The sequence below is a fragment of the Mycobacterium sp. genome (genome assembly GCF_035653355.1).
Classification (GTDB): Bacteria; Actinomycetota; Actinomycetes; order Mycobacteriales; family Mycobacteriaceae; genus Mycobacterium.
Genome location: NZ_DASRBZ010000221.1, coordinates 1 through 8,816 on the forward strand (window position 1 = coordinate 1; position 8,816 = coordinate 8,816).

General features: G+C 63.9%; 9 protein-coding genes. 6 read left to right on the plus strand and 3 right to left on the minus strand.

Translation table 11 applies throughout. The features are described from left to right. Nucleotides 1-881 (minus strand): helix-turn-helix transcriptional regulator (locus tag VFA16_RS07450; protein ID WP_324967196.1); only part of this gene is annotated, 881 nt, incomplete at its 3' end. A gap of 291 nt (nucleotides 882-1,172) precedes the next feature. Here VFA16_RS07450 and VFA16_RS07455 point away from each other — a divergent pair. Beyond that, the gene (locus tag VFA16_RS07455) at nucleotides 1,173-3,815 is read left to right on the plus strand and encodes a LuxR C-terminal-related transcriptional regulator (RefSeq protein ID WP_324967197.1); all 2,643 of its coding nucleotides are present in this window, start codon (nucleotides 1,173-1,175) and stop codon (nucleotides 3,813-3,815) included. A 14-nt stretch (nucleotides 3,816-3,829) separates the two neighbouring features. Here the strand turns inward: VFA16_RS07455 and VFA16_RS07460 are convergent, their stop codons facing one another. Beyond that, a complete protein-coding gene (locus VFA16_RS07460) occupies nucleotides 3,830-4,315 on the minus strand; it encodes a hemerythrin domain-containing protein (RefSeq protein WP_324967198.1) in 486 nt (161 codons plus the stop codon). Next, nucleotides 4,312-5,274: a Rieske 2Fe-2S domain-containing protein gene (locus VFA16_RS07465; protein WP_324967199.1), complete on the minus strand. Its 963-nt coding sequence runs from the start codon at nucleotides 5,272-5,274 to the stop codon at nucleotides 4,312-4,314. The genes VFA16_RS07460 and VFA16_RS07465 overlap by 4 nt, the downstream gene beginning before the upstream one ends. Nucleotides 5,275-5,551: 277 nt before the next feature. On the opposite strand from VFA16_RS07465, the gene VFA16_RS07470 reads away from it, so the two are divergent. The 5 genes from VFA16_RS07470 to VFA16_RS07490 form a co-directional block, all read left to right on the plus strand. After that, nucleotides 5,552-6,916 carry an aromatic ring-hydroxylating dioxygenase subunit alpha gene (locus VFA16_RS07470; protein ID WP_324967200.1) on the plus strand — a complete coding sequence of 455 codons (1,365 nt, stop codon included), beginning with the start codon at nucleotides 5,552-5,554 and terminating at the stop codon, nucleotides 6,914-6,916. Next, on the plus strand, nucleotides 6,913-7,437 hold the full coding sequence (locus VFA16_RS07475) for a 3-phenylpropionate/cinnamic acid dioxygenase subunit beta (RefSeq protein ID WP_324967201.1): 525 nt from the start codon (nucleotides 6,913-6,915) through the stop codon (nucleotides 7,435-7,437). The genes VFA16_RS07470 and VFA16_RS07475 overlap by 4 nt, the downstream gene beginning before the upstream one ends. Next, on the plus strand, nucleotides 7,434-7,664 hold the full coding sequence (locus VFA16_RS07480; RefSeq protein ID WP_324967202.1) for a dihydrodiol dehydrogenase: 231 nt from the start codon (nucleotides 7,434-7,436) through the stop codon (nucleotides 7,662-7,664). The genes VFA16_RS07475 and VFA16_RS07480 overlap by 4 nt, the downstream gene beginning before the upstream one ends. Beyond that, nucleotides 7,661-8,455 carry a 3-(cis-5,6-dihydroxycyclohexa-1,3-dien-1-yl)propanoate dehydrogenase gene (gene hcaB, locus VFA16_RS07485; protein WP_324967203.1) on the plus strand — a complete coding sequence of 265 codons (795 nt, stop codon included), beginning with the start codon at nucleotides 7,661-7,663 and terminating at the stop codon, nucleotides 8,453-8,455. The genes VFA16_RS07480 and hcaB overlap by 4 nt, the downstream gene beginning before the upstream one ends. Beyond that, on the plus strand, nucleotides 8,452-8,816 hold a 365-nt coding region (locus tag VFA16_RS07490; protein ID WP_324967204.1), incomplete at its 3' end, for a class II aldolase/adducin family protein. The genes hcaB and VFA16_RS07490, both read left to right, overlap by 4 nt.

Consider the following 8,816-nt stretch of genomic DNA (forward strand, 5'->3'; position numbering starts at 1 on the left):
TGCTCGGGATCAGTGATCAGAACTAAAGCCCTTGTGTCCGTGGGTATCTCGTCAGAACTAGTGCGCTGCAGTGGCAGCACGTGAATGACATAGGGCCGTTTGCCCGACGGCCGCTCGCAAATCAACGATCGACCGGAGCGCGTATCGGAACTGTCACCCACGAGGGCAGCATGTAGCGCTCGATACAACTTGCGCTCGGTTAACCTGTTTTCGGCGCCGAGGCGACCGGCATACACGTGCACACCGTCGTGGGTGCGAAGGATGGCTTCGGCGGCCGCATTGAGATCGAGCACCCAGCATTCAGAGCCCACGAGAACGATGCCGTGCCGAACAGCATTGAGTGCACTGGCCAACTCAGCGGTGCGGTCGGCGAGCGCTGTGAGTTTGCTCTGCGTGCGCATAGCCTGCTGCAGATGGGGAATCAGCGCGCCCATGAGCTTCACACGATCTGGCGTATCGAAGGACTCGGTCCGCCGTGGCGACGTCACGATCAAACACGAGAGGCGTTGGCCGTCGGTCATGCTGACGAATAGTCCGTCTCCGAAGTCGTTCGGGCGCATCCAGTCGTTGTAGAATTCCGTGTTCGTCCCCGGTGCGACCAGCTCTGTTCCGGTGCGTACCGCGCCAACTGGACCGTTCTTCAGGCCCGCGAGCACATAATCCAGGCGGTAATAGTGCTCGGCGTAGGTCTTAGGGACGTCCGGCGGCGCAGTTGTGGCCTGGATTTGCCACATTCCGTTCGCAGCTTCACCAGTGAGCGAGCCGACGGCGCCGCCCAAGGCGCGGCGAATCTCGTGGAGGGCCGGCTCCCAATGCTGGGGAGTGACCGCAGCGGCGTAGATGCCGGAGACTAGCCGCGAGAACTCATCGACCGCGACCATCGCCGGGTCCCGGATTCGCTGGCTTGTATCGGCATGGCGCACTCTCGTCGCTGTGTAGCTCCTGTAAACGCTAGCTGATCTCATCCGTTTAGATGAGGTATCGCGCAATGCCCGGTGCTTTGCTAACTCCATGTCGGGTGGGGCGCTCGAGTGAGCGCCGGTTCGAACCGTGCGGCAAGGGACTGGGCCCGGCCTGCCGAGCCGACCGGGATCACGGCTGTCCATCGCACGCACAGACCCACGCTGAACGGTTACAACCGTGACATAATCTCTGCAACGAGAGCTCCTGCTGTGTCACCCCCGATGGCGCTTAACGGTTTCGACGCCAAGTCTTTGACGTGGCCGCTGATCGGCCGCGGTGAGGAGATGCGGGTCATCGACGCCGCGCTTTCGGCTCCTGATCTTTCCGGGATCGCCGTGCACGGCGTGGCCGGCGTTGGCAAGAGCCGAATCGCGCGTGAAGCGCTGATTCGCGCTGGCGGCATTGGGTGCGAAATCCGTTGGGCTGTAGCCACATCGGCAGCTAGCACAGTTCCTCTCGGTGCTTTCGCCGAGTGGGCGGGGCCGTCCGTCGCGGACACCCTGCAGCTTGTCCGCGGGGTGATCGAATCACTGACTTCCGCCGACCCGGGCACCACAGTGATCGTGGGCGTCGATGACGTCCAATTCCTCGACGACCTATCGATATTCGTCCTGCACCAGATCGTGCAGCAGAATGCTGCCAAAGTGGTGATGACGGTCCGCACCGGCGATCCAATACCTGCCGGGATTCGAGAGGTGTGGAAGGTTGGCCGGTTCGACCGGCTCGACTTGCAGCCGCTGTCACAAGACGAGACCACCCGGCTGCTCTCGGAGACCCTGAAGGGTCCTCTGGGTCTGACTGACGCCCGCCGGCTGTGGGCACTGACCCGCGGCAACCCCCTTTACCTGCGCACTATCGTTGAGCAGGAAATCACCCACGGTCGGCTCAGCAGGCAGTGCGGAAGCTGGCGTTGGAGCGGCGACCCGGTGGTACCGCCCAGCCTGGTGGACCTGATCGAGTCACGGTTCGGCGCACTGCCGGCCCCAGTCGCCGATGTCATCGACACGTTGGCGGTGGGCGAGCCGATCGAACTGGCGGCCCTGCGGCGCATCGCTGACCGCGACTCGATCGAAGAAGCTGACACTCGCGGCCTGATCACCCTCGAACCGCTTGATGGCCGCATCCACGTCCGGCTCGCGCATCCGCTCTACGGGGAGGTGCGGCGCAAACGTGCGTCGCCCATTCGACTCCGCCGGCTGCGCGGAATGGTCGTCGACGAGTTGACTGCATCCGGCAATTCCGATGACATCCACATCCTGGTGCGCCGCGCCACGCTAAGCCTGGACTCCGACCTTCAGCTCGACCATGACGTTCTCCTTAAAGCCGCACAAGGTGCCGTGTGGCTATTGGACCTCCCGCTGGCCGATCGGCTCGCTGACGCCGCCGTCCGCGCGGGCGCTGTCCCGGAGGCAAATTTCCTTCGGGCCCATGTTCTTTCATCGCTCAGCCGCGGCGAAGAGTCAGAGGCCCTGCTCGCCGAAACCCTCACCGGCGAATTAACCGATGTCGAACGCTCACAACTGGCCTTTTTGCGCGCGATCAATCGGTTGTTCCCGCTCGCCGATCCCGCGGGCGCGAGGAGGGTGATCGACGAGGCATCAAGAAACATCGCACCGCCCGCCCGCAATCTGATCGATGCTTTTCTCACCGTGTATTGGGCGGCGATGGGCAAGCCAGAGGCGGCGATCAACGCGTCGGCGGCCATCGCGTGGGACACGCTGCCCGACGTGCCGGCGCGCTTCACGTCATGGGGGATGACCGTCGCTCTCGGAGACGCCGGCCGCACCGCCGAGGCGGCGGCTGCCGCCGAGTCTGGATACCCCGTACCGGTGCGCGGCTTCGTGATCATCACTGACGCCCATGTCGGCGCTTTGCTGCTGTCGGGCCAGATTGCCAAGGCACAGCAGCAGGCCGACATTCTGGCCCAACGCGTGGCCACCGTACCGGGTCCCGGCCAACTGCAAAGTGATCCGGTCTCCGGTCGAGCTGCCCTAGGCGCCGGACGTGTCGACGTCGCGGCGTCCCTGCTGGAGCCGATGGTCGCGGCGCTGTCCGCCTCCGGGGAGACCATCCGCTGGGCCTATCGATGCCAAATTCCGCTCACGATTGCGCTGGCCATGCGCGGATTAACCGAAGAGGCGGTCACTGCGCTCACTACGCTGGAGAACCTCCGCCATCCTGGTTGGCGATACTTGGATTACGAACGCAGGATCGCCCAAGCGTGGGTTGCCGCCTGTCAGGGCGCTGTCAGCCAAGCGATCAAGATTGTGCTGGCTGCCGCCGAAACCGCCCGTGCCTGCGGGCAATACGCACCCGAGGTGATGTGCCTGCAAACCGCCACACAGTTCGGCGATCATTCGAGCAGTTCGCGTTTGACTGAGTTGGCCGAGATCGTCGAGGGGCCCCGCGCCGCGCTCGCAGCGCGGTTCGCCGCTGCTCTGCATGCCGGCGATGCTGCTGAATTAGCAAATGTTTCACAGGAGTTCGAGCGCATCGGTGATCTCGTGGCCGCTTTGGATGCGGCGGCACACGCGGCCATCGCCTACCGCCGCATGGACTTGCGTGGATCGGCGTTGAGCTGCAGTATGCGCGCGGATGCGCTCGCTGCACAGTGCGGCGGCGCGAGCACGCCGGCGTTGCGTCGGGCCAGCCAGAGACTTCCGCTGACTCAACGCGAAACAGAGATAGCCATGCTGCTCGGCGAGGGGTTGCCCAGCTCCGCGATTGCCCGGCGCCTGACGCTGTCAGTGCGCACCGTGGAAGGTCACATCTACCGGGCGATGGCCAAAACGGGTACGGTCAGCCGCGACGAACTGGCCTCGCTGTTGCAGCAACGCCCGACAATCCGGTAGGTCCCGGCGTCGAGTTACATCGCCCGCAACAGTGCCTTTCTGCCCTTGACCCGCAGCTTGTGGACGGTCGAGTCACGCAATTCCTTGATGCGACCGGCCATCTGGTTACCGAGCGTGTCGAGCTCTTCATCGCTGAGCTGCACTGGAGGTGGTGCGGGAATCATGTCGCGTTCCTCTTCGTCGGCATGCGCTTCAAGCACCATCGCGAAGGAATGCCATTCGTCGTCGTACCCGGGCGCGCTCGGCGACGTACGCAGAAGCACGGCCAGTTGGTCGATGACCTGGCGATGCTCGGCATGCGCGATCGCGATCAAGTCACCGGCCGCCGACAGCGCTGGGTAGTACAGGTCGTCTTCGATACGAAAGTGGATGTCCAACTCGACCAGCAGTTCATCGAGATACTCCTGGCGCTCCGCGCTATCCGGCGGCGTCGCACTGATTTTCTTGACCAGGCCTTTGATCAATTTGTGGTGATCCTGCAGCACGGCGTACGCGTTCACTTAGCCACTCCTTCCGCCGCCGCGAGGGCATGCTGGCCATCCCCGCGCAGCTCGATCATCCCGTCGTTAATCCGCGTCTGATAGCACGGCAGCGGAGCGGCCGCCGGGCCGCGCAGCACCTCTCCGGACTCGACATCGAAACGTGAACCATGCCAAGGGCATATGATCCGCCCCCGGTCGATCCAGCCGTCGGCCATCGGTGCGGCCAGATGTGGGCAGAACTCGCCGAACGCCGACACCTGCCCGTCGCCCTTGCGGCACAACACCAATCCCACGCCGTCGACCTCGATTCGCTGCGGCTTGCCGTCATGCAGCGCGTCCACCGGCAGCGCCGGGGTCCAGTCTGCGGTGCGAAGCCGCTTACCAGATTGGTCGATACCGATACCGGATTCGAACACCAACGCACCGCCCATGTAGCCGCTGCCGACGGTGATTCCGTACCCGATCGCGCTAACCGCGATTCCCGGCAAGTGGCGACCGCGGCGACGCTGCCACCACGACACCATGTATAAGGCCGTGGCCACGAGGTTCAGCATGCCGTGCACCAGCCCGACGCGGCGCTCTTGCTCGTGAGTGTGCTGCCAGTCGGTCACGCCGGTAATCGCGGAGCCGAGGTTCGCCAGGATGCCCAGGCCGAGCGCCCGGGATGCGAACCGCGACGCGTCAAGCACCTCGGAGCGGGGCCGGCCCGGCAACAAACTGATCGCGTCGAGCGCCACAGTCGTCCCGATCGCCCCACTGGTCAGCGACGCCAACGGCGGATGGACCGGATGTCCGAGCCACACGCCGTTCAGCGCGTTGGTGACGCGATCGCGCGCACCGCCCAGCGCGTTGTAGGCGAAGCTGAGCGCGTGCTCGAACCGGTAACTCGGCCGATCCAGCCACTCCTGACGGCCGATGAACGCCAGCACTCGGGCCCCAATCTTCTGGAGCTGGCGGTCGGGTGAGCGCTGAACCATGGCACCGGTCCTTCCTCAGATGCGGCGGTAGACGACGATACTGTACGCATATCTCCGTATATCCCCAAGTTGGACTGATCTGATCTCCGCGTTTGCGGTTTACCGCTCTTGCGCCGCGTAATCGGGACCAGGGCGCTTTGCTGGTTCAGCTCGTGTTCGTCGTTTTACGCAGTCAACTCACAGCCAGCCCGGCCGCCGCAAGGTTTGACCGGGCCCCTCGGCCTGCGGCATTCTCTACTCAGCGGAAATGTTCTCTGCATAACAGACAGGAGCCGATATGGCTGACCGCGTCTTCGACAGCGTCCGGCGCGGGATGATTCCTGCCCACATCTACAACGACCGGGAGACCTTCGACCTGGAAAAACAGCGGCTGTTCAGCCGGGCCTGGATATTCGTCGCCCACGAATCGGAGATCGCCCAAGACGGCGACTACGTCGTGCGTCGAGTGCTCGGCGACTCGTTCATCATCACCCGCGATTCTCAGGGCCGTGTACGTGCCCTATTTAATATGTGCCTGCACCGCGGAATGCAGGTCTGTCGCGCCGAGATGGGCAATGCGTCGAACTTCCGCTGCCCGTACCACGGCTGGTCCTATCGCAACGACGGCCGGCTCATCGGACTTCCGTTTCATCGCGAGGCTTACGGCGGCGACGCCGGCTTTGCCAAACAAAGCCAAAGCTTGCTTGCTGCACCACGTTTGGGCACCTACAACGGCTTGATCTTCATCAGCATGGACCCGCACGCGCAACCGCTCGAGGACTTTCTCGGCGATTTCAGGTTCTATCTGGACTTCTACACCAAGCAGAGCCGGCAGGGCCTCGAAGTTCGGGGACCCCAGCGCTGGCGCATCAAGGCCAACTGGAAAATCGGCGCCGAAAACTTCGCCGGCGACATGTATCACACGCCGCACACCCACACCTCGATCGTCGAGATTGGGCTGTTCCGCGAGCCCAAAGCGCAGAAACGCAAAGACGGCGCCACCTACTGGGCCGGCTGCGGCGGCGGCACCACCTACAAGCTCCCGCCTGGCAGCTTCGAAGAACGCATGCGCTACGTCGGCTACACCGACGACATGATCACCCGGATCAAAGAGGTGTGGACGCCCCAGCAGCAACGAATGGTCGGCGACGACGGGTTCATGATCTCGGCCGCCTCGTGTTTTCCGAACCTCAGCTTCGTGCACAACTGGCCCAAGGTCGGCGCCGGCGACCAAGTGGTGCCGTTCATTTCCATCCGGCTGTGGCAACCGATCAGCGAAAGCGAGACAGAGGTCTGCTCGTGGTTCGCTGTGGACGCCGCAGCATCCCCGGACTACAAACAGCAGTCCTATCAGGCCTACCTGATGTGTTTCGGGTCGACGGGCATGTTCGAGCAAGACGATGTCGAGAACTGGGTATCGCTGACCAACACCGCCGGCGGTTCGATGGCACGCCGGCTGCTGCTGAACAGCCGGATGGGACTGCTTGCCGATGACCGCCCGGTGGTGAAGGCACTTCCCGCCGAATCGTTCCACGGCCCCGGACGCGCGCAAGTCGGCTACAACGAGAACAACCAACGCCAACTGCTCAAGCTGTGGGCCGATCACCTCGAGATGGCACCGCCGTCGGTCTCCACCGCCACGCTCGGCACGGCACCAGTATGACGAACCGGAAATCCTTGCCGTTCAAAGATATTCGGCATCTAGAGGCACACCAGTTTCTGGTCGACGAGGCATATTTGCTCGACGCCCAGGACTATGACGCGTGGCTTGACACGCTGACCGACGACATCCGCTACGTCATGCCGGTGCGTGTCACCACCGCTCTCGGCGCCGGATTCGATACGTTGCCGGGGATGGCGCATTTCGACGAGAACAAGTACTCGCTGAGCCGACGGGCTGCCCGCTTTGCCACCGAGCACGCCTGGACTGAGGACCCGCCGTCGCGGCTGCGCCACTTCGTCACCAATGTGCGCACCTTCGCCGGCCACGACGACGCGCATCTGGTCGTGGAATCGGCCGAGCTGCTCTTCCGCAGTCGCGGCGACGTCAACGAGGCGGCGCTGGTGTCATGCGGACGCGAAGATGTGCTGCGCCGCTGCGGCACACACTGGAAACTGGCCCGGCGCACCGTTCTCGTGGACGAGTCGGTGCTGCGCATGCAGAACCTGGCGGTATTCCTTTGACTGACAAGCCGCTCACCATTGCCAATGAATTCACCGAAGTAGAAGTACGGCGAGTCGATACCCGCAACGGATCACGACTGCTGATCACCGCCCCCAAGTCCGGCCAGTCGATTAGCTTGGATGCACTGGAGCTGGAGGCATTGACGCGCCAGAACACGCGCACACTGGAGGCAATGGTGGGAAACGTGAACGGCCCGCTGCTGCCTGAACCGGACGACCAATTATGAGCGACTGGCTGGACGGCAAGCGTGCCCTGGTGGTGGGTGGTGGATCCGGAATCGGCCGGGCCGTCATCGATGCGTTCCGTGATGAAGGCGCGAAAGTCGCTGTGCTGGAACGTGATGCAGATAAATGCGACGCCCTGCGGCACGACTTCAAAAAAGTGCCGGTAGTAGAGGGCGACGCGATCACCCGCGCAGCCAACGATTTGGCGGTCGCCACTGCGGTGGAGGCCTTCGGCGGGCTCGACACTTTGGTCAACTGTGTCGGGGTCTTCGACTTCTACAAGGGAATCAGCGACATCGACGCCGACGACCTTTCGGCGGCTTTCGACGAGATGTTTCAGGCCAACGTGCTCAGCCTTCTGCAATCGGTCAAAGCAGCCTTGCCCGCGCTGCAAGCCGAAGACGGGTCCTCGATCGTATTGACCGAATCGGCGTCGTCGTTTTATCCGGGACGCGGTGGGGTGCTGTACGTGTCGTCGAAGTTCGCTGTACGCGGGCTGGTCACAACCCTCGCCTACGAGCTGGCGCCCCGGATACGGGTCAACGGTGTGGCACCGGGCGGCACGCTCGGCACCGACCTGCGGGGGCTTTCCACCCTCGGGCTCGACGAGATCCGCCTCGACGACGCACCCAACCGCGCCCGCGACCTGGCCGCGCGCAACCCGCTCAACGTCGCGCTGTCGGCCGAAGACCACGCGTGGAGTTTCGTGTTCTTCGCCTCGGACCGGTCGCGCGGCATCACTGGCGCAACCGCGCATCCTGACGGCGGATTCGGCCTCGGCGCTCAGTCGTGACCGACGTGCAGGAGCAGCGCGTATTGGTCGCCCAAGCCTGCCGGGTGGCGGCAGCCCGCGGATTGGTCGACGGCATTCTCGGTCACCTGAGCCTGCGCGTCGACGGCGAACGGCTACTCATCCGCTGCCGCAGCGACACCGACACCGGTGTGGCGTTCACCCGGCCCAGCGATATCCGGCTCATCCGCTTCGATGGCACCGAAGCCGCCGCAGGAGAACTCGACGGCTACCGGGTGCCCAACGAGCTCGCCATCCATGTCGAAACCCTGCTCGCGCAACCCCATCACCGTGCGGTCGCGCATCTGCACCCCGCAGCCGTAGTCGCCGCCGACCTTGCCGGTATCACCATGCGGCCGATCTA

What these genes read in the sequence shown, in the direction of transcription:
- VFA16_RS07465 (WP_324967199.1), bottom strand. Translation starts at nt 5,274, where the DNA reads ATGGTTCAGCGCTCACCCGACCGCCAGCTCCAGAAGATTGGGGCCCGA.
- VFA16_RS07470 (WP_324967200.1), top strand. Translation starts at nt 5,552, where the DNA reads ATGGCTGACCGCGTCTTCGACAGCGTCCGGCGCGGGATGATTCCTGCC.
- VFA16_RS07475 (WP_324967201.1), top strand. Translation starts at nt 6,913, where the DNA reads ATGACGAACCGGAAATCCTTGCCGTTCAAAGATATTCGGCATCTAGAG.
- hcaB (WP_324967203.1), top strand. Translation starts at nt 7,661, where the DNA reads ATGAGCGACTGGCTGGACGGCAAGCGTGCCCTGGTGGTGGGTGGTGGA.